Annotated in this window: 19 protein-coding genes, 1 tRNA gene and 1 pseudogene; 10 read left to right on the top strand and 11 right to left on the bottom strand. The window is 72.0% G+C overall.

The annotated features are described in order from the left end of the window. Positions 1–62: 62 nt before the first annotated feature. Together E1200_RS12105 and E1200_RS12100 are read left to right on the top strand one after the other, a co-directional pair. Positions 63–1829, top strand: a complete 1767-nt coding sequence (locus E1200_RS12105) for a prenyltransferase/squalene oxidase repeat-containing protein (RefSeq protein ID WP_131951951.1) — start codon at positions 63–65, stop codon at positions 1827–1829. After that, entirely contained in the window at positions 1830–2663 is an 834-nt protein-coding gene (locus E1200_RS12100) for an inositol monophosphatase (RefSeq protein WP_131951950.1), read from the top strand. On the opposite strand, the gene E1200_RS12095 is transcribed toward E1200_RS12100, so the two are convergent. Both E1200_RS12095 and E1200_RS12090 read right to left on the bottom strand, forming a co-directional pair. Further along, on the bottom strand, positions 2664–3380 hold the full coding sequence (locus E1200_RS12095; protein ID WP_131951949.1) for a hypothetical protein: 717 nt from the start codon (positions 3378–3380) through the stop codon (positions 2664–2666). A gap of 29 nt (positions 3381–3409) precedes the next feature. Further along, positions 3410–3898 (bottom strand): hypothetical protein, encoded by a 489-nt coding sequence (locus tag E1200_RS12090; protein ID WP_131951948.1) that lies wholly within the window; start codon positions 3896–3898, stop codon positions 3410–3412. Positions 3899–4013: 115 nt separating this feature from the next. Here E1200_RS12090 and rph point away from each other — a divergent pair, with 115 nt between their 5' ends. Both rph and rdgB read left to right on the top strand, forming a co-directional pair. Next, the gene (rph, locus tag E1200_RS12085) at positions 4014–4733 is read left to right on the top strand and encodes a ribonuclease PH (RefSeq protein WP_131951947.1); all 720 of its coding nucleotides are present in this window, start codon (positions 4014–4016) and stop codon (positions 4731–4733) included. Further along, positions 4730–5338 carry an RdgB/HAM1 family non-canonical purine NTP pyrophosphatase gene (gene rdgB, locus E1200_RS12080; protein ID WP_131951946.1) on the top strand — a complete coding sequence of 203 codons (609 nt, stop codon included), beginning with the start codon at positions 4730–4732 and terminating at the stop codon, positions 5336–5338. The genes rph and rdgB overlap by 4 nt, the downstream gene beginning before the upstream one ends. A gap of 153 nt (positions 5339–5491) precedes the next feature. On the opposite strand, the gene E1200_RS12075 is transcribed toward rdgB, so the two are convergent. From E1200_RS12075 to E1200_RS12065, 3 genes are read right to left on the bottom strand one after another with little or no spacing between them, the layout of a single operon-like run. Continuing rightward, positions 5492–6433 carry an anti-sigma factor RsbA family regulatory protein gene (locus E1200_RS12075; protein WP_243708498.1) on the bottom strand — a complete coding sequence of 314 codons (942 nt, stop codon included), beginning with the start codon at positions 6431–6433 and terminating at the stop codon, positions 5492–5494. Between the two features lie 5 nt (positions 6434–6438). After that, entirely contained in the window at positions 6439–7353 is a 915-nt protein-coding gene (locus tag E1200_RS12070; RefSeq protein WP_131951944.1) for an MEDS domain-containing protein, read from the bottom strand. Positions 7354–7384: 31 nt separating this feature from the next. Beyond that, positions 7385–8440, bottom strand: coding sequence for a sensor histidine kinase (locus E1200_RS12065; protein ID WP_243708497.1), 1056 nt, complete (start codon positions 8438–8440; stop codon positions 7385–7387). Between the two features lie 312 nt (positions 8441–8752). Here E1200_RS12065 and E1200_RS12060 point away from each other — a divergent pair. Beyond that, positions 8753–8837 (top strand) — tRNA-Leu (locus E1200_RS12060). Between the two features lie 100 nt (positions 8838–8937). On the opposite strand, the gene bcp is transcribed toward E1200_RS12060, so the two are convergent. Next, positions 8938–9405: a thioredoxin-dependent thiol peroxidase gene (gene bcp, locus E1200_RS12055; RefSeq protein ID WP_131951943.1), complete on the bottom strand. Its 468-nt coding sequence runs from the start codon at positions 9403–9405 to the stop codon at positions 8938–8940. 141 nt (positions 9406–9546) lie between these two features. Here bcp and E1200_RS12050 point away from each other — a divergent pair, with 141 nt between their 5' ends. Beyond that, on the top strand, positions 9547–9855 hold the full coding sequence (locus E1200_RS12050) for a DUF3618 domain-containing protein (RefSeq protein ID WP_131951942.1): 309 nt from the start codon (positions 9547–9549) through the stop codon (positions 9853–9855). On the opposite strand, the gene E1200_RS12045 is transcribed toward E1200_RS12050, so the two are convergent. The 5 genes from E1200_RS12045 to E1200_RS12025 all read right to left on the bottom strand — a co-directional run bounded on the left by E1200_RS12045 (position 9806) and on the right by E1200_RS12025 (position 14474). Next, entirely contained in the window at positions 9806–10105 is a 300-nt protein-coding gene (locus E1200_RS12045) for a zf-HC2 domain-containing protein (RefSeq protein WP_207933307.1), read from the bottom strand. The genes E1200_RS12050 and E1200_RS12045 overlap by 50 nt on opposite strands. 52 nt (positions 10106–10157) lie before the next feature. Next, positions 10158–11426 carry a glycoside hydrolase family 4 gene (locus tag E1200_RS12040; protein WP_131951941.1) on the bottom strand — a complete coding sequence of 423 codons (1269 nt, stop codon included), beginning with the start codon at positions 11424–11426 and terminating at the stop codon, positions 10158–10160. After that, complete coding sequence (locus tag E1200_RS12035) at positions 11423–12100, bottom strand: SIMPL domain-containing protein (RefSeq protein WP_131951940.1); 678 nt, start codon at positions 12098–12100, stop codon at positions 11423–11425. Before E1200_RS12035 ends, E1200_RS12040 begins: the two co-directional genes overlap by 4 nt. A gap of 210 nt (positions 12101–12310) precedes the next feature. Beyond that, a complete protein-coding gene (locus tag E1200_RS12030; protein ID WP_131951939.1) occupies positions 12311–13495 on the bottom strand; it encodes an amino acid deaminase/aldolase in 1185 nt (394 codons plus the stop codon). 52 nt (positions 13496–13547) lie between these two features. Further along, complete coding sequence (locus E1200_RS12025) at positions 13548–14474, bottom strand: PHB depolymerase family esterase (RefSeq protein WP_131951938.1); 927 nt, start codon at positions 14472–14474, stop codon at positions 13548–13550. A gap of 197 nt (positions 14475–14671) precedes the next feature. Here E1200_RS12025 and purU point away from each other — a divergent pair, with 197 nt between their 5' ends. The 4 genes and pseudogenes from purU to E1200_RS34355 all read left to right on the top strand — a co-directional run. After that, complete coding sequence (gene purU, locus E1200_RS12020; RefSeq protein WP_131951937.1) at positions 14672–15520, top strand: formyltetrahydrofolate deformylase; 849 nt, start codon at positions 14672–14674, stop codon at positions 15518–15520. A 103-nt stretch (positions 15521–15623) separates the two neighbouring features. After that, positions 15624–16232, top strand: a complete 609-nt coding sequence (locus E1200_RS12015) for a DUF6286 domain-containing protein (RefSeq protein ID WP_131951936.1) — start codon at positions 15624–15626, stop codon at positions 16230–16232. Between the two features lies 1 nt (position 16233). After that, positions 16234–16779 carry a hypothetical protein gene (locus E1200_RS12010; RefSeq protein WP_131951935.1) on the top strand — a complete coding sequence of 182 codons (546 nt, stop codon included), beginning with the start codon at positions 16234–16236 and terminating at the stop codon, positions 16777–16779. A 603-nt stretch (positions 16780–17382) separates the two neighbouring features. After that, a pseudogene (locus E1200_RS34355) lies at positions 17383–17699 on the top strand (histidine kinase); the annotation flags it as partial.

Below are 17699 nucleotides of genomic sequence, written 5' to 3'. Positions count from 1 at the left end.
GACGACGGAACAAAAAGTGATGCACGCCCTCGTGTGTGCCGAGCCAAGGCGCGGGAGCGGTCGTGAACGATGGGGGACGCGAGGAAAATCGTCTGGATGACCGGGGCCGGTCGCTGGAACTAGTCCTTTATGCCGAGAACAGGGAGGCTTTCGTCGTCCGAGCGGTCGGAACCGATCTCCTGCCGTTGCGGTTGCGGTTGGATCGGGCCGCCACCCGCGACGCCGGCGCATCTGGTCTCGGGGCCCTGGTAACGAGGGCGACGAAAGAGCAATTCGGTCTCGACGTCGAATACATCGGGCTCCTCGCCGCCGAACCTGGGACGCACCGGCCGTGCCTGACCGTCTGCGCGGTGGCGCGAGGACCGCAGGAGCTCTCGGGCGCGGGGACGAGATGCCGCATAATGTCGATCAACGAGCTGACGGCGCGCAGCGGCGATGTCGAACGTGCGACGCTGTTCGCGACCGCGCTCAGCTGGTACCGGGCGACCATCGTCGCGCGGGAACTGCCGCTCCGGGTGCGGGACGCCGTCGACAAGTCGCTGCTCTATCTGGAGAACCATCGATCCATCGAGGACCATCGGTGGGGTTGGAATCTGTACATGGACGGGCATTCCCTGGGCCTGCTCTCCACCGCCGAGGGAATTCTCGCCCACGTCCACGCCGGCGTCACCGGCGATCAGCTGGAAAAACCGGTGGAATCGCTGGAGAGCATGCAGAATTCCGACGGGGGATGGCAGGTGCGCAAATCCCTCGTCGGAGCGCATTCCGATCAGTCTGTCACCGAGAGCACCTGCGCCGTCCTCTGGGCCCTGCACGGTATAGGACGCTCGGACTCCGACCCGGTCGTCGCCGCCGGCCTCGGCTGGCTGGAATCCCTGCAGCAGGACGGGGGGTGGGCGTCCGCCGCGCCGGTCGAGGGCACCGCGCCCGAACCCCAGGTCTTCCCGACCACGTGCGCCGTGCGGGTGCTCGCGCGATACGGGCGCAGCGACACCGCGAAGGGCGTCGCGTGGCTGCGGGCCGCCCAGCACGAGGACGGCGGCTGGGGTGCATTGCCCGCCATCGGGGGCCGCACGCAGAGCTCGTCGCCTGCCTACACCGCCTACACGCTCGTCGCGCTCCTCACCGCGGGTGTGGCGCCGAACGACCCCGCGGTCCAGCGTGGCGTCGCCTATCTGCGTTCGTGCTTCGATCCCGATAAGGAGGAGCCATGGGAGGGCACCGCTCACACCTCGCTGATCAACCCCCGGACCTCCTCTCGTCTGGACTTTCGGCACTTCGCAACGCCGTGGGCGCTCGCCGCGCTGACGATGGCGGGTGCGGACCTCAGTGACCCGATCGTCCTCACCGGCACCGACAGGCTTCTCAGGCTGCAGGACCCGGACGGTGCCTGGCGGTGTTCGCTGACTCCCGGATCGCGGGTCATGTGGGCGACGCACGATGCGCTCTACGCGCTCCGCACGGTCATGGACACCGCGCGGAACGACGTGGAACCGATGGTGCTGGAGCCGTACCGGTCCGAGGAGAGCGTGGCTTTGGAAAGCTGTGCGGTGGCGGTGGTGGCCGGGCGAGACCGGACCCCCGCGAGGGAGAGGCGGCGCTGGTTCCAGACAGCGTGGCTGTCCGTGCTGACCGTCGTCGTTGCGCTCGTCACGCTCAACCAGCTCGATGTCTTCCAGGAACTGCTGACCTCCTCGAACGCCGACAAGATCTGGGCCTGGGCGGCGACACTGTTGGTGACGCTGCTCGTGGCCGTGGCGCCGAACGTGGTCGGCGAGGAGTATCGAGTTTGGAGGAACAGGCGCGCCGGTCGGCGTACGGGAGGCTGAGTGATCGTGTCCGAGTCAGAACCGTTCCGGAACGATGGTTGGGAGCGGGAGGCCAGGGTCGCGCTCACCTGCGCCCGGGTGACCGGCGCCTATCTCCGGGAACAGTTCGGCCGTCCGGCGGAGAAGCGCTACCGAGGCGCCCATGACGTGCAACTGCCTGCGGACCTTGAGGCGCAGCGCCGCATCATCGACACGCTCGCCAGGGAGTTCCCCGGCCACGGTGTGCTCGCGGAAGAGGGGCCTGCCGGGGAGTGGCCCGACACCGAGTTCGTCTGGATGATCGATCCGCTCGATGGAACCAACAACTTCGCCTACGGCATTGCGCATTGCGCGGTGGCGATCACACTCTTCCGGCGGAAACGGCCGGTCCTGGCGCTCGTCGTCGATCCACTGCTCCAGCGTGAATTCATCGCGACCCAGGCGGTGCCGCCTGGCGAGGCGGCCCATCATCAACCGGTGCCCTTGCAGCGGTCGACGGTCTCCCTGGTGACGAACTACTCGACGGCCGGACGTATCTGGGGCGACCGTATGCACGAAGCGCTGGGTGGGCGCTGCAAACGCACCCTGTCGATGTGGGCGCCGGCGCTGGACCTCGCTCTCCTGTCGGTGGGGCAACTGGACGGCATGATCTGCCATCGGGGCGACCTGCTCGACGTAGGTGGCGGAATCCTGCTGGTGACCGCGGCCGGTGGCCATGTCCTGGATCTGTCAGGTGCCCCGCTCACTGCCCACGGCTCCATGTACGGCACACCCGTGTCGTTCGTCGCTGCGCGAAGCCGGGAGCTGGCCTGGGAACTGCTGGAGCTCGTCGAGTCGCCGCAGGCGACGGCCTGATCACGCGGAAAGAGGATCCGCCAGTTCGTCGATGAGGTCCGAGAGCAACCGGCGTAGGGAGTCCCTTGAGAATCCCGGGCGGGGGAGCGGCCGACCCGATGGGAGATTCTCCTCCGCGAAGACGAGGACACTGGAGTCCGGTCGGTGCGGACCTTGGAGGACGAGGCTCACGGTGAACTGCCCGGGAGTGTTCGAGACCCGGTGAAAGACGTCGGACGTGAGCGTGTAGGACGTACCTGCGCATAGACGTGCGTCAAACGACCGGGTGAGGCCCCGCTGGCCGAGTGGTTTCAGCGAGTAGGCCGCCGCTCCGCGTTCTGACGTGTAGCCGTAGGCATGGAACCGACGGCCGGCCGGGTCCGGGATGAACTCCTGGAATCGGTAACCGCCGAGAACGATCACGGACGAGAAGTCCCAGCGGTGATTATGGATGTTCTCGACCGCGGTCTCCCGTGCGTTCTCGCGCCAGACATGCAGGCGGAGTTGATACTCGCGATCCGCGAACAAGACGATCTTGTCGAAACCGTTGGGATGTCGGTAGGAACCGGCGTGCACCGCGTCCAGCCAGTGCTCGTCGCGCAGTGCCCCGCGCAGGAGGTCGCGGACGGTGCCGGGCGCGGCGAAGGGGACGAGTGCCGAGTGCAGCCGGTCCCCGGTCTGGGCGGACGTTGATCGCAGTTGGTCCGCCAGCCGTGCGGCCAGCCGGTAGCGGGTCATGAAGCCTCCAGAAGAGTGAGGCCGCAGCGTCAGCCGAGCGCGATCATGGCGTTGGAGAAGGACACGTCCGTCGTGACCTCGCGGTCGATGACCAGAAAATCCGGCAGGCTGATGCTCTGTTCCATGCTTTCGACCTGGAGTTCCAGCAGGAAGCAGGCGCGGCTGGCAGGCCGGCGAATGGTGTCCAGTTCGAAGAACTGGCCTCGCCAATCAAAACAGTGCCGCATCTTCGAAATGATCTCGCGGCTCGGGTCCCGGTCGCGCCGGAGCGTTTCGTACTCCTCGCCGCCGAGCTCCTTTTCCTCAACCTCTCGTACCCCATCGGACAACCGGTGCAACCGGGCCAGACGGTAGGCGGTGCAGGACCTGCTCACACCCCGGCGGATTCGCAGCTGGTCGGGGCCGTCGACCTTCAAATAAATCTGCTCGTACTCGATGACGTCGGCGCCGCGAAGTGCCGGATGCGACCAGTCCGGCTCCGCGCCGAGGAGGAACTTGCGTTCGATCTCTACTGGCATGCTTCCCAGCCGCTCACTCGGTGAGAAAAGGTCTTTGCAAGAGCATCTCATCGATGTGCGGGTGTCAACAGGTGGTGAGTCGGTTCTGGCGATGTGCTGCCACTAGGGTTGGGGCATGCCTCGGCCCGATGATCGTTTGAACGACCAGCTTCGTCCCGTCCGCATCCAGCGCGGGTGGCTCGACCACGCCGAAGGGTCGGTGCTGATCGAGTTCGGTGCGACCCGGGTGCTGTGCGCGGCGTCCGTGCAGGACTCGGTGCCCCGGTGGCGCCGCGACAGCGGCCTCGGCTGGGTCACCGCCGAGTACTCGATGCTGCCGCGCGCCACCAACACCCGCAACGACCGCGAGTCGGTCAAGGGGCGGATCGGCGGGCGGACCCACGAGATCTCCCGGCTGATCGGTCGCTCCGTCCGGGCGTGCCTCGACTTCAAGGCGCTGGGGGAGAACACCGTCCAGCTCGACTGCGACGTCCTGCAGGCCGACGGCGGCACCCGCACCGCGGCGATCACGGGCGCCTACGTCGCGCTGGCCGACGCGGTGAGCTGGATGCGCGAGCGCAAGCTGCTCAAGGGCGACCCGCTGATCGCGTCGGTGTCGGCGATCAGCGTCGGCGTCGTGGACGGGGAGCCCCGCCTCGACCTCTGCTACGAGGAGGACTCCGCCGCCGGGACCGACATGAACGTGGTCTGCACCGGCGACGGGCGGTTCGTCGAGGTGCAGGGCACCGCCGAGGGCACCCCGTTCGACCGCTCCGAGCTGGACGCGCTGCTCGACCTCGCGGCGGGTGGCTGCGCCGAGCTGACCCGGCTGCAGCAGGAGGCTTTGGCGCGATGAGCCGGATCGTCCTCGCGAGCCACAACCCGGGCAAGGTCGCGGAGCTGCGCCGGATCCTCGGCGGGTTCGACATCGTCGGCCTCGACGAGTTCCCCGGCGCGCCCGACGTGGCCGAGACCGAGCTGACGTTCGAGGGCAACGCGCTGCTGAAGGCCCGCGCGATCGCCGCGTTCACCGGCCTGCCCGCGGTCGCCGACGACTCCGGGCTGTGCGTGGACGCGCTGAACGGCATGCCCGGCGTCCTGTCGGCCCGCTGGTCGGGACGGTTCGGCGCCGCCGCCGGCGACCGCGACACCGCCAACCTGCAGCTGCTGCTCGACCAGGTCGCGGACGTGGCCGACGAGGCGCGCGGCGCGGCCTTCGTGTGCGCGGCGGTGCTCGTCGTCCCCGGCGGCGCCGAGCACGGTGCCGAGGGGCGGATGCGCGGCGCGCTGATCCGCGAGCCGCGCGGCACCGGCGGCTTCGGCTACGACCCGGTCTTCGTCCCGGACGGCGAGACCCGCACGACCGCGGAGATGGCCCCGGAGGAGAAGGACGCCATCAGCCACCGCGGCGAGGCGTTCCGCGCCCTCGCCGGCATCATCGCCGCCGCCGACCTGACCTAGGCCCCCTGCCCGGCGGCCGGTTCGGGGGTCGCGGGAGACGCTGAGGCGGTCGAAGGTGCCGTCCCGGTCGGCCCAGCCCTACGCGGCGGCTCGCTCCGGGGTGTTGCGGGAGACGCCGAGGCGGACGAAGGTGCCGTTCCGGCCGGCCTAGACCTACCCGGCGGCCGATTCCGGGGTGTTGCGGGAGACGCTGAGGCGGACGAAGGTGCCGTCCCAGCCGGCGCGGATGTCCATCAGGTCGACCAGGAGGCGGACGGTCCAGAGGCCGAAGCCGCGCTGGAGGGCCGTGTCCGGCGGGATGAAGCCCGTCAGCGGGCTGGGGGACGGACGCCAGCAGCCGCCGTCGCCGATCTCGCAGACGATGTCGTCGCCGTCCCGCCACAGCCACAGGCCGACCGGCGGCGCGCCGTGCTGCAGCGCGTTGGCGGCGACCTCGTTCGCGGCGGTGACGAGGCCCTGCGCCGCCCGCTTCGCGAGGCCGTGCCCGGTGGCGCGCTCGCCGACGAACGCCCGCAGGACGTGCAGGTCCTCGCCGTCGATGGGGAGGTACTCGGCGTCGCCGGGGCGCGGGGAGCGGGGCGCGCGGTCGCAGCCCGCCCCGAACGCCTCCGGGTCGACGTACTCGTGGTTCAGGTCGTCGCGCCCGGACGACACCAGCCGGGGATGGGTCCGTCTCGCCTTCGCGACGACGCCGGGCGGCAGCGTGCCGGTGTCGTACGGGCACAGCGCCCGCGCGCCCGTCCCGTGGAACACCACGTTGATGAGCGACTCGTAGCGGACCCACTCCTGTGTCTGCCGCTCGTCCCAGCCCGTCCAGACGGGTTCGGCCAGCGCGCAGACGCGGCGCGGCGCGCTCTGCTTCACGACGCTCTGGTACTCGCCCAGGGTGCGGACGGGATGGCGGTAGAAGTCCGCCGAGTCGGCGAACAGGATCCGGTGCGCGGACTCGCCGAAGGCGTCCCGGAGGGCGGTCAGGTTCGGCTCGGGCAGGACGGCGACGACGGCCTGCCCGGCGGCCAGCCCGGACTCCAGGTACGGCACGGTGACCGACAGGAAGTCGTCGGTGCCCCGGTAGAAGAAGGCTCTGTGCTCCATGGCCATCAGAGGGTGCCCTCCGCGTCGGGGGAGCTCCGGTGGCCGCCGCGCACGAGGCCCGGCAGCCGGTGCCAGCCGACCATCTCGATGACGTTCTCCACGTCGGGTGCCAGATGGTCGAGGACGAGCGGCTCGTCGGCGGGCAGCCCGGTGGCGTGCCGGGCCAGCAGGTGCAGGCCGCCGAGGTCGATGAAGCCGAGCCGGGACAGGTCGAGGTGGACGCCGCGGCGGTCGGTGCCGACCTGGGCGAGCTTCTCGGCGAACACCGAGTGCCGCGCGGCGTCCAGTTCGCCTTCGAGCCGCAGCCCGTCGGGGTCGAACGTGCGCACTATCTTCAGGACTCCGTCGTCGTATTCGGGGTTCACTTCCACGAGGACCTCGTGTGTGTCGCGCAGGGCGGCGAGCTCGTCCGGCGGGCACGCGTGCCGGTCGATCTGGCAGATCGCCATCACCATCGTGCTCGGCGACACCGCGTTGCCGACCCGGTGCTCGCACCCCAGCATCCGGGCCAGGTCGGGCGGGCCGGGCGGCTGCAGCAGCCAGCTGTAGTCGGTGGTGATGCGGACGGCGCGGAATCCCTCGTCGAGCGCCGTCTCGACCTCGCGGCCGAACGTGTCCAGCATCATGGCGGGCTCGAACCGGCCCCGCCGGTCCAGGCAGGCTTCCCGCCGGGGGAGCACCCGGAGCTGGCCCGCCCGGCTGTAGGCGTCGACGTCGATCCCGTGCCCCGGGCCGACGCCGGGCAGCCGGTGGGCCGGGGCGTCGGTGACGTAGACGACCTTCTCGGTGGTGCGCAGCCCCTCCCGCACGAAGGTCCCGATGACCTGGTCGCGCTCCTCGGAACCGCTGTAGGCCAGCCAGCCGTGATCTCCCGGCCGGACTTCTCCGACGGGACGTTCGGCGAACCAGGGTGTCTCCATGGCCTGCCCATCCGGATCGCTTGGTGTGTGTTCAGCGTACGCCGCTCGGTGGGTTTTGGAAGCCCAACGCACGTAGCCCCTCACTCTCCGTCCGAGGGCCGCCGCCGGCCGCGCCGGGAAGCGCGAGCCGGAGCCGGACGGTGCTGCCGCCCTCGCCCGTCCTGATCTGCACGGCCGTGCACAGCAGCCGCACGGCCCACAGCCCGAACCGGCTCCCGGACGCGGTGCCCCCGAGCCGCGGCGGGATGAGCCCGTAGCCGGTCCCGGGCGCCCACCGGCCCTCGTCGGCGACCTCGCACACGAGGGCGGGCCCGGGGCCCGGCTCCGTCCACATGCGCAGGACGATCGGCGGGGCGCCGTGCCGCATCGCGTTCGTGACGACCTCGGTGACCGCGACGAGGAGCCGCTGGAGGTCCTCCTCGGGGAGCGGCGTCCGGCGCGCGTACTCCGACACGTAGGCCCGCAGCCAGTACAGGTCGGCCTTGTCGAGCTCCAGCGTCTCGGCGTCCGGCGGCGCCGCGGGCAGCGGCTCGCGGTCGCACTGCGCGCAGTAGGACCACGGGTCGACGAAACCGGGGTTGGCCACGGCGCGGCCGCCGCGCACGGTCTCCGGGTGGGTCTTGCGGGCCGCCGCGACGATGCCCGCCGGCAGCGACGTCGAGTACGGGCACATGAGCGAGGCACCGGTCTCCCGGAACGCGACGTTGGCGACGGCCTCGATCCGCTGCCACTCGACGGTCTCCAGCGGGGTCCGCGCCGTCCACACCGGCTCGCCGAGGACGCGCAGCCGGCGGCCCCGCCCGGCGGCGTCGTCGGCCGCGCTGAGGCAGTCCGCCAGCGTCCGCGCCGGGTGGCCGTACCAGTCGCGGGGCTCGCGGAACTCGACGGCCGCGTCGGCGGGGCCGAGCGCGTCGCGCAGCAGCATCTCCTGCCCGGTGCCGCAGACGGCGATGACGCGGTCGCCGGCGTCGAGCCCGCCGGCGAGGAAGGGGAGCGCGCCGTCGAGGAACCGGTCCGCGCCGTCGTAGGGCAGCAGGCGGTGCGTGAAGGAGGCGTGCAGCACGTCCCCGGGCGAACTTGCGATCATGGCGTCACCGCCTGTGCCGACGGCCGGATCCACCAAGCCTAGGCCGCCCGCGGCGACCCTGCCGAGCGCGTTTTGCAAATTATGCGGGGAAAAGTCGCGGGCCATTGTCCGCAATTCCGACACCGAACTGTCCGTTACCGGCATTCGCCGCCGGCGACCAGGCGGCGATGCCGGTCGCGCCGACCGCGTCGATCGCGCCGGCCGCGTCCGCCGTCGCCGTGGCCGCGCCGTCCCGCACGCGCCGCGCCGGAACCGCCGCGCTCCCCGCGGACCGAGCCGCTAAGCTGAACTCGCCTCCGGCGGGAGGCCCAGGCGGGCGTGGCGAAACCAGGTATACGCGGCAGGTTTAGGTCCTGTTGGTGGAGACACCGTGGGGGTTCGAATCCCCCCGCCCGCACCCCGCCACGTGCGAAGGCCCCGCCACGTGCGAAGGCCGGCCCGCGACGCGGGCCGGCCGCTGTGTACGGCGGGCTCTGCTACCGACGCCGATACCCGGGTCAGATGCCGAGGTCGCGGCGGAGGCGGTCGACGTGGCCGGTGGCCTTCACGTTGTAGTACGCCTTCTCGATCCGGCCGTCGGCGTCGATGAGGAAGGTGGAGCGGATCACGCCTACGACGACCTTGCCGTACAGCTTCTTCTCGCCGTACGCGCCGTACGCCTTGAGGACCTCGGCGTCCGGGTCGGACAGCAGCGGGAAGGTCAAGCCCTCCTTCTCGCGGAACTTCGCGAGCTTGGCGGGCTTGTCGGGGGAGACGCCCACCACGGTGACGCCCGCGGCGTCGAGGTCGCCGAGGCTGCCCTCGAAGTCGACCGACTCCTTCGTGCAGCCGGGGGTCATCGCCGCCGGGTAGAAGTACAGGATCACGCGCCTGCCGCGCAGCGACGCCAGCGACACCGGGGTCCCGTCGGCGTCGGGAAGCTCGAACTCGGGGGCGACGTCGCCCGGCTGCAGCCGCTCGGACACCCTGTCCCGCCTTTCGCTCGGATGGTGGCCTCAACCGTACCGGGCCGGGGGGTGTGCCGGGCGTTGCGGGGGAAGACCTGCGAGACTGTCCGGATCATGCTTCGCTGGACACGGTTCCGCCCCACACGATAAGGACACGGCATGGACGACAGGCCCGGCGACCCGGAGGCGCTGGACAGGTACATCGAGCGCAACCTCCAGGAGCTCGCCCGCACGGTCGACGAGGTCGCCGACCGGGTCAATCCGAAGAACGTCGCGCGGCGGGGCGCCGACCGGCTGAAAGAGGAGGCGGGTCAGGTCGCCAAGGTCGTCGGTGCGCTGGTCGGTGCGCCGTCGGACGACGCCGGCCCCGAGGGCGGCGGGCTCGACAAGCGGGTGGTGCTCGCGGGCGTCGGCGCCGTCACCGTGGCCGCCCTGGTCCTCTGGAGCCGTAGGCGCAGGCGCCGTTGAGACCCTTCAGGGAGGCGCCGGTCCGCGGTCTGCGGCCGGCGCCTCTGCGCGTCGCGGGGCGGTGCGCGGCCGGCTGCGGGACGCTGCGGGCGAGCAGTTCGGCGACCTCGCGCAGCTCCGCGAGTTCCGCGCGGCAGGACGGGCAGTCGCGCAGGTGCGCCGACAGCTCGTCGGCCTCGGCGCCCGGCAGCCGTCCGAGGGCGTAGACGCCGAGGCCGATGCGGTACTCCCCGCAGTCCGTTCCTCCCACACCCTTGGATACGGGCGGACGGCGCCCCTCGTTCAGGCGGACGAGGTCACGGTCAGGTGAACTGCGGCAGGTGGTCGCGGTGGGCGGCCAGGCCCTCGTCCAGGATCTTCTCGGCCGTGTGCTTGCTGCGGACGAACGGGTGCGCCATGAGGGCCTGCAGGGCGGTCCGGCGGTCGCCGGTGACGGCCGCCTCGGACGCGAGCCGCTCGTAGGCGTGGATGGCCTGGGTGAGCCCGCGCACCGGCCCGGGCAGCGGCCCCATCGTCAGCGGGACCGGGCCGGCGCGCTCGACGAGCGAGGGCACCTCGACGATCGCGTCCGCGTCCAGGGACGGGATCGCGCCGTTGTTGCGCGTGTTGACGATCATCCGGCGGCCCTCGTCGCGGTGCAGGGCGCAGATGACGTCCACGGCGAACTCGCCGTGCTCCCCGCCGCCGCGCTCGCGGGACGGGTCGGGGTCGGCCTTGCGCGACTCGGCGGCGACCTGCTCGTAGTAGGCGGGGAGCATGGCGAGGATGTCCTGCGCGCGGGTCGTGCCCTTCTCCCGCAGCTCCGCGACCACCTCGTCGTGGAAGAAGTAGTACTTGGCGTAGGAGTTCGGCAGGAACCCGAGCGTCTTGGCGAGTTCGGCCATGCGGGACGGGTCGCGCCACGGCGTCGCACCGCCGCCGGGGATCTCCAGCTCGTCCAGCAGCGCCGGGACGTCGAGGTCGTGCCCGTCGAGCCGGAGCCGCTGCGCCCAGGTGGCGTGGTTGAGGCCGGTCCAGTCGGCCTCCAGCCCCTCGAACGGCAGGCCCAGCAGGCCGGCCCACATCTCGGTGTCGCCGACGGCCTGGTCGCAGAGCCCGATGATGCGCGCCCCGGTGGTGCGTGCGACGGCGTCGGTGACGACGTTCGTCGGGTTGGTGTAGTTGACGATCCACGCGTCCGGCGCGGCGGCCGCGATCTCCAGCAGGACGGGCACGGACCGCAGCGCCATCAGGAAGCCGCCGGGCCCGGCCGTCTCCTGCCCGACGACGCCGTGCCTCAGCGGGATCGACTCGTCGAGGTGGCGCGCCGCGAGCCCGCCGGGACGGAACGTCGTGAACACGTAGGACGCGCCGTCCAGCGCGGCCTTGAGGCCGGTGTGCGCCGAGACGGTGACGGCGGCGCCCCCGGCGGAGAACATGGCGCGGGCCAGCCGCGTCATGGTCACCAGGTTCCCGGTGTCGATGTCGTGGCAGGCCAGCTCGGTGCCCGCCAGGTCGTCGGCGCGGTGCAGGATGCCGCGGATCACCCCCGGCATGTAGCCGCTGCCGGCCCCGATGATCGCGATCTTCACCGGGGCTCCAGGTCCGGCGGCGACACGGTGAACCGGGCCTCGACCGCGGCCCGCACGACCTGCTTCGCGGGCTCCAGGTCGATCGGCTCGGGCTCGTCCGGCGCCCCGGCGGCCGCCGCCCCGTACGCGGCGGCCAGCGTGACGGGGCCGCCCGCGTCCTGGGCCCGGCCGAGCCCCTCGTCGGCCAGCTCGACGAGCCCGGTGAGCCGGGACCCGAGCGCCTCGGCGTAGCGGCGGGCCCGCTCGACGGCCTCGTGGGCGGCCTGCCGCGCGGCCCGCCCGTACACCTCGCTGTCGTGCCGCAGCGCCCACTCCGGGCCGTCCACGTAGACGCGCTCCAGGTCGCCGAGCCGGGTGACCAGCTCGCCGAGCACCCCGAAGTCCGCGACCACGATCCTGATCTGCACGGTCCCCCGGTAGGCGCGGATGTCGCCCTCCCGCCGCCGGTACTTCAGCATGGGGACGATCGACAACCCGCCCGTCTCCAGCTTCTCCACGGCGTCCCCGTACGACCTGACCAGCTCCAGGCACCGCCGGTTGCGCTCGGTCAGCCGGTCGAGGGCGTCCCGCCGGTCGGACTCCTGCGACTGGACGTGCACCGTCAGCCGCGCGATCTCCGGCTCGACCTCCAGCACGGCCTCGCCACGGACACTGATCAAGGGAGCATCGCTCATAAGCCCAACCTAGACGCCGCCCAAGCCCCCGGAACCCCGCCAAGGTCACGGGTCGGGTGGCTGGAGCGAGTGCAGCGAGCGGAGGTCGCACGGCCCGCCGAGCCGGGCGACCGCAGCGACACCTCACTGACCCGCACGGTCACAACACACCGCAACGGTGGCGTGAGGATCGACCGGCTCGTCCCGGGGGTCGAAGGGGGTCGCCCCCCTTCACAGGAAAGTGCGGCCTTCGCCCCGGTAGGTGGGAACCGTGCGCACGACCCGGTCGTCCTCGATCAGGTGCAGGGCGTCGAAGCGCTCGCAGAGCTCGCCCGCCTTGGTGTGCCGGAACCAGACGCGGTCGCCGATGGAGAGCAGGTCGGCGGAGCGGCCGACCAGGGGCGTCTGCACCTCGCCGGCGCCCTCGTTGGCGTCGTAGCCGAGCCCGGTCGGCAGGTAGGGCTGGGGGAGGCGGACGGCGTCGGCGGGGCCGGAGGCGAGGTAGCCGCCGCCGAGGCAAGTCGCGACGCCGGGGCCGGGGCGGCGCACGACCGGGAGGGCGAAGAGCGCGGCGGGCCGCCCGCTGAAGTTGGAGTACTGGTCGAAGAGGTGCGGCTGGTAGAGGCCGGAGCCCGCCGCGACCTCGGTGACGGCGCGTTCGGCGGCGGTCTTCTCGACGCTGCCGGTGCCGCCGCCGTTGACGAACTCCAGCTCGGTGAGCTCCCCGACGGTGCGGACGATCGCGGCGCGGCGGCGGGCCAGCTCCAGCCGGGACCGCTGCTGCATGGTGCGGATGACGCGGCCGCGGGCGGGGCGGCCGGGCGGGACGTCCCCGACGCCGGCGATCTGCGACTCGTACGCCATCAGCCCGACGAGCCGGAGCGAGGGCCGCTTGAGGACCTCCTCGGCGAACGCGCGGACCTGGGCGGGGGTGCGCAGCGGGGACCGCAGCGCGCCGATCCGGACGCGGCCGGCCAGCGGGCGGTAGGAGGCGTCGACGTCGATGCAGACCCGCACGTCGTGGCCGCCGCCGGCCGACTCGATCAGGTCGAGGTGCTCGGCGGAGTCGACCATGAGGGTGACGGTGCGGGCGGCGGCGGGGTCGGCGGCGAGCGCGGCGATGGCGGTCCGGTCGGTGGTGGGGTAGGCGACGAGGATGTCGTCGCTGACCCCTTCCGCGGCCAGCCAGAGGGCCTCGGGGAGCGTGAACGCCATGACCCCGGCGAAGCCGTCCATGGCGAGGACGTCCGCGAGCAGCGGCCGGCAGCGCACCGACTTGCTCGCCACCCGGATCGGCTTGCCGGCCGCGCGGCGGACGAGGCCGGCGGCGTTGGCGCGGAAGGCCGCCAGGTCGACGACGGCGAACGGCGCCTCGATCCCGGCCGTCGCGGCGTCGTAGCGGTCCCGGAGGTTCATGGGGATCACAGTGCCACACTATCCGCGAATGTGAAATCCCTTCATGTACTGCCTATTCGGGGCGCGGGTGGGCGGCGAAGAAGTCCCACAGCATCGCCCCGGCCCGGTCCGGCCATTCGTGCCCGCCCCCGTTGATCTTGCAGAAGGTCACCGCGACGCCCCGCCGGCCCTTGCCGGTGCTCTGGCACTCGGTGTCCCCGGTCAGCGCCCTGACCTGCTTGTCCGGCTCGGGCAGCCCGGCGGTCCGGCGCCAGAACTCGACCGCCTTGGACACGGGCGGGAACGGCCGCCGGTCGTTGAAGTCGCGGTTCCCGCCGCCGTTGTACGGGACGCTGCCGTCCGCCGTCCCATGGAAGATCATCGCCGAGACGGGCTCGCCGGGGTCGCACTCGGTCACCAGCGCGCCCTCCACGACCCCGATCGCCGCGACCTTGCCCGGCCGCTCGCAGGCCATCCGGTACGCCATCCCGGCGCCGTTGGAGAAGCCGGTCACGTAGACCCGCTTCGGGTCGGCCAGCCCGGCGCCGGTGAGCTTGTCGATCAGCTTGGTGAGGAACCCGACGTCGTCGATGTCGCCGAGCTTCGCGGCGCCGCAGCAGTCGCCGGCGTTCCACGTCGTCATGAACCCGTTGGGGTAGGCGACGAGGAAGCCGTTCTCGTCCGACTGCTTGGTGAAGCCGGACATCTCCGCCATCTTGTCCATCGTGGCGAGCCCGCCGTGCAGCGCGATGACGAGCGCGGGCTTCTCGGCCGGCCTGCCGTCCCGCCACTCGCCGTCGGCCACCTTCGCCGGGACGTGCAGCAGGTACTCGCGGTGCCCGACCGTCCCGACGTCGAGCTTCTGCTTGTGCGTGCCCTGCGCGGTGGGGATGCCGTCAACCTTCCCGGGCCGCCCGTCCTCGCCGCCGTCGCCGGTGTCGGTCGTGCAGCCCGCGAGGACGAGGGCGACCGCCAGTACCACGATCCCGATACGCCGCATGGGAGCAAAGTAACCGCAAAGCGGCACCCCAAACTACTCGCGGGTAGTGGCCCCGCCCACGACACCGGCGTCCGGCTCGCCGTCCCCGGCGGTAAGGCGGCCGGAACGCCGCACGCCGCGTAAGCTCGATGGGAACAGGTCCTGAGCTGCCCCTTCCATGCCAGGACCCCCGTCCCATCGCGTAAGAGTTGAGACCGTTGAACGAATATGTGCTGACCCTGTCATGCCCCGACCGGCCCGGCATCGTCGCCGCAGTCTCGGGGCTGCTGGCCGAGCGCGGCTGCAACATCGTGGAGAGCCAGCAGTTCGGCGACGGCGACTCCGGCACCTTCTTCATGCGCGTGCAGTTCGCGACCCTGGACGACACCGACCCGGACGAGCTGCGCGGCGCGTTCGCGTCCCTCGTGCCCGAGCTCGGCCTCCAGTGGCGGCTGCACGCCCTCGCCGACCGGCCGCGCGTGCTGATCATGGTGTCGAAGGGCGGGCACTGCCTCAACGACCTGCTGTACCGGACGCGCTCCGGCTCGCTCGACATCGACATCGTCGCGGTCGCGTCCAACCACCCCGACCTGCGGCCGCTCACCCAGTCGTACGGGATCGACTACCACCACCTGCCGGTCGGGCCGGGCGGCAAGGCCGCGCAGGAGGCCGAGATCCTGACGCTGGTCGAGCACTACCGCGCCGACCTGGTCGTCCTCGCCCGGTACATGCAGATCCTCTCCGACGACTTCTGCGCCAAGCTGCCCGGCGCGATCATCAACATCCACCACTCGTTCCTGCCGAGCTTCAAGGGCGCCCGCCCCTACCACCAGGCGCACGCGCGCGGCGTGAAGCTGATCGGCGCGACCGCCCACTACGTCACCGCCGACCTGGACGAGGGGCCGATCATCGAGCAGGAGGTCGCCCGCGTCGACCACGGCCACAGCCCCGAGGAGCTGGTGGCCGTGGGACGCGACGTCGAGTGCCTCGCCCTGGCCCGCGCCGTCCGCTGGCACTGCGAGCACCGCATCCTCCTCAACGGGGACCGCACGGTCGTCTTCCGCTGACCCCCGAACGCGCGAGATGTCGGCATGGCATGTTTCACTCCGCGTGACATTGCCGCACCATGAGTGATGATGTCGGACGTGCCGATGGCTCACGGGGGTGGCTATGGCCGAGACGCTGGTCAGGGATCTGATCGAGGACGAGCACAACAGGCGGCAGGCGCGGCGGCTCGCCGTCCGCGAGTTCCGCCCGCGCCGCGGGTTCGCGGGCTTCGCCGCCGCGCTGCTGGTGACCACGGCCTGCGGGGTCGCCGCCGTCGAACTGCTGGCGGCCGCGCTCGGCTCCGGCGTCCACCCCGTACCGGGCGTCGACGTGCTGGCGGACGCGCTCCGGCGCCGCACCTGGCACGACGCCCTTCCCGTCGCGGGTGCGATCACCTTCACCGGCGCGGGGTTCCTGCTGGCGGCGCTGCCGGGGCGGCTGCGCGGCGTCCCGCTGGCGGGCTCCGACCCGCGGCAGGCGGGCGCCCTCGGCCGCACCGCCCTGCGCCGGACGCTCGCGGACGCGGCGCTCGCCGTCCCCGGCATCGAACGCGCCCGGGTGCGCGGCCCGCGGCCGTTCCGCGGCGTCCTCGTCGTCCGCGTCACCACCGGCTACCGCAACCCGGCGAACCTGGCGGACCTCGTCCGCGCGGCGGTCGAGGCCCGGCTGGACCGCATCGAGCCGATGCACCGGCCGCGGGTCGACGTCCGGCTCGGCTGGCGGAGGGACTGACATGCGCCTCGCGATCGCGGCAACCGGTGCCGTCCTGTTCGCCTGCGGCGCCGCTGCGCTCGCCGCCGGCCTCGGCGCCCCGGACAGTCCGCTGCTCGACCCCGCACTAGCCAGGTTCACCGGCAACCACGGCTGGTTCCTACCGGCCGCCGCGGGCACCGCGGAGGTCCTGGCGCTCGCCGGGCAGTTGTGGCTGGTCGTCCAGGTCCGCAGGGTCGTCCACCGTTGGTGGCCGGACGTCGACCCGGAGACCCGCGTCCGCGCCCGTGCCGCCGCCGACGACCTGAACCGGGAGGCGCGAGCCATGCCCGGCGTCCGCGACTCCCGCGTCCGCCTCACCGGCACGGCCGACCGCCCCCGCCTGCGACTGCGCCTGGCCTGCGCGGGCGACACACTGATCAGCGAGGTCTACGGCGAACTGGGCGCAGGCCCGGTAGAGCGCTACCGCGAGGCGGTAGGCATGCCGGACCTACCGGTAGTAATCCGCTTCCACCCAGACCTCCCACGCCCAGGAAGACGCCACCACCCACAACCAGACCCCGCGTAACCCGCCCCGCGACCCCGCAACGACCTCAACGCCTGCGATCGCGTCCGAAGGCAGGTTTCGAGCCTGCGAGAAACCTGATCGCGCAGCGAGCCCCAGTGCCGATTGAGGCCAGACGCGCCAGTGCCAAAGCGGATGCGTTTTCCCGGGCGCGGGGACCTCAGCCACCGCAGCAACCCCGCAACAACCTCAACGCCTGCGATCGCGTCCGAAGGCAGGTTTCGAGCCTGCGAGAAACCTGATCGCGCAGCGAGCCCCCAGGGCGAGTTCGGAGCGATGCAGCGATCGCGCGCAGTGCCCGCCGAAGGAAGGCGCTCTAGCGCCTGACGCCAAGGGCAATGCAAATAAACAGGCACGGCGCCCGCCCGGTCAGGCCCGCACATTCTCCTGGTTCCGGGCGGGCGCCCGCGCCTGGGGCAGGCGCCCATGTGCCGGCGAGCGGGCACATGCACACGGTGGGCGCCTGCGTGGGGGAGCGGCCGCGCAGGTTCGAGCGTTGATCGGCGGGGGGCTCGGAACCTTACCCGTGAGTATGCGGGTGCCGGAACCGCCGGTCACCCTTGTGTACATTTCGTTCACGGTGAGGCCGAGACGAAAGGTGCGCGCGTGCGGCGTCCCGCATGGACGATTCCCGGCCGCTGGAGTGTGGCGCGGCAGCTGCTGGTGCTGCAGGCGGCGATTGTGGGGCTGCTGGTGGCGGCGGGCGCGACCATCGCCTACCTGGACGCCGGGCGGTCCGCCGACGACGCGGCGGCGCAGACGGTGACGGCGGTCGCGAAGAGCATCGCCGACGCCGACAACGTCCGCGTCGCGGTCGCGACGTCCGATCCCAGCCGGCTCCTGCAGCCGTTCGCCGAGCGCGTCCGCCGTGACACCGGCGTCGACTTCGTCACGATCATGAGTCCGGCGGGGCTCCGCTACAC

Source organism: Actinomadura sp. GC306, from assembly GCF_004348665.1.
Classification (GTDB): domain Bacteria; phylum Actinomycetota; class Actinomycetes; order Streptosporangiales; family Streptosporangiaceae; genus Spirillospora.
Note: the sequence above shows the minus strand (reverse complement) of the source record. Positions and strands in the feature narration are given on the sequence as shown.

Bases quoted from the DNA above. Each gene is read 5' to 3' on its own strand.
- E1200_RS12095 (WP_131951949.1), bottom strand. From the start codon at position 3,380: ATGACCCGCTACCGGCTGGCCGCACGGCTGGCGGACCAACTGCGATCA.
- E1200_RS12090 (WP_131951948.1), bottom strand. From the start codon at position 3,898: ATGCCAGTAGAGATCGAACGCAAGTTCCTCCTCGGCGCGGAGCCGGAC.
- rph (WP_131951947.1), top strand. From the start codon at position 4,014: ATGCCTCGGCCCGATGATCGTTTGAACGACCAGCTTCGTCCCGTCCGC.
- rdgB (WP_131951946.1), top strand. From the start codon at position 4,730: ATGAGCCGGATCGTCCTCGCGAGCCACAACCCGGGCAAGGTCGCGGAG.
- E1200_RS12075 (WP_243708498.1), bottom strand. From the start codon at position 6,433: ATGGAGCACAGAGCCTTCTTCTACCGGGGCACCGACGACTTCCTGTCG.
- E1200_RS12070 (WP_131951944.1), bottom strand. From the start codon at position 7,353: ATGGAGACACCCTGGTTCGCCGAACGTCCCGTCGGAGAAGTCCGGCCG.
- E1200_RS12065 (WP_243708497.1), bottom strand. From the start codon at position 8,440: ATGATCGCAAGTTCGCCCGGGGACGTGCTGCACGCCTCCTTCACGCAC.
- E1200_RS12050 (WP_131951942.1), top strand. From the start codon at position 9,547: ATGGACGACAGGCCCGGCGACCCGGAGGCGCTGGACAGGTACATCGAG.
- E1200_RS12035 (WP_131951940.1), bottom strand. From the start codon at position 12,100: ATGAGCGATGCTCCCTTGATCAGTGTCCGTGGCGAGGCCGTGCTGGAG.
- E1200_RS12030 (WP_131951939.1), bottom strand. From the start codon at position 13,495: ATGAACCTCCGGGACCGCTACGACGCCGCGACGGCCGGGATCGAGGCG.
- E1200_RS12025 (WP_131951938.1), bottom strand. From the start codon at position 14,474: ATGCGGCGTATCGGGATCGTGGTACTGGCGGTCGCCCTCGTCCTCGCG.
- E1200_RS12015 (WP_131951936.1), top strand. From the start codon at position 15,624: ATGGCCGAGACGCTGGTCAGGGATCTGATCGAGGACGAGCACAACAGG.
- E1200_RS12010 (WP_131951935.1), top strand. From the start codon at position 16,234: ATGCGCCTCGCGATCGCGGCAACCGGTGCCGTCCTGTTCGCCTGCGGC.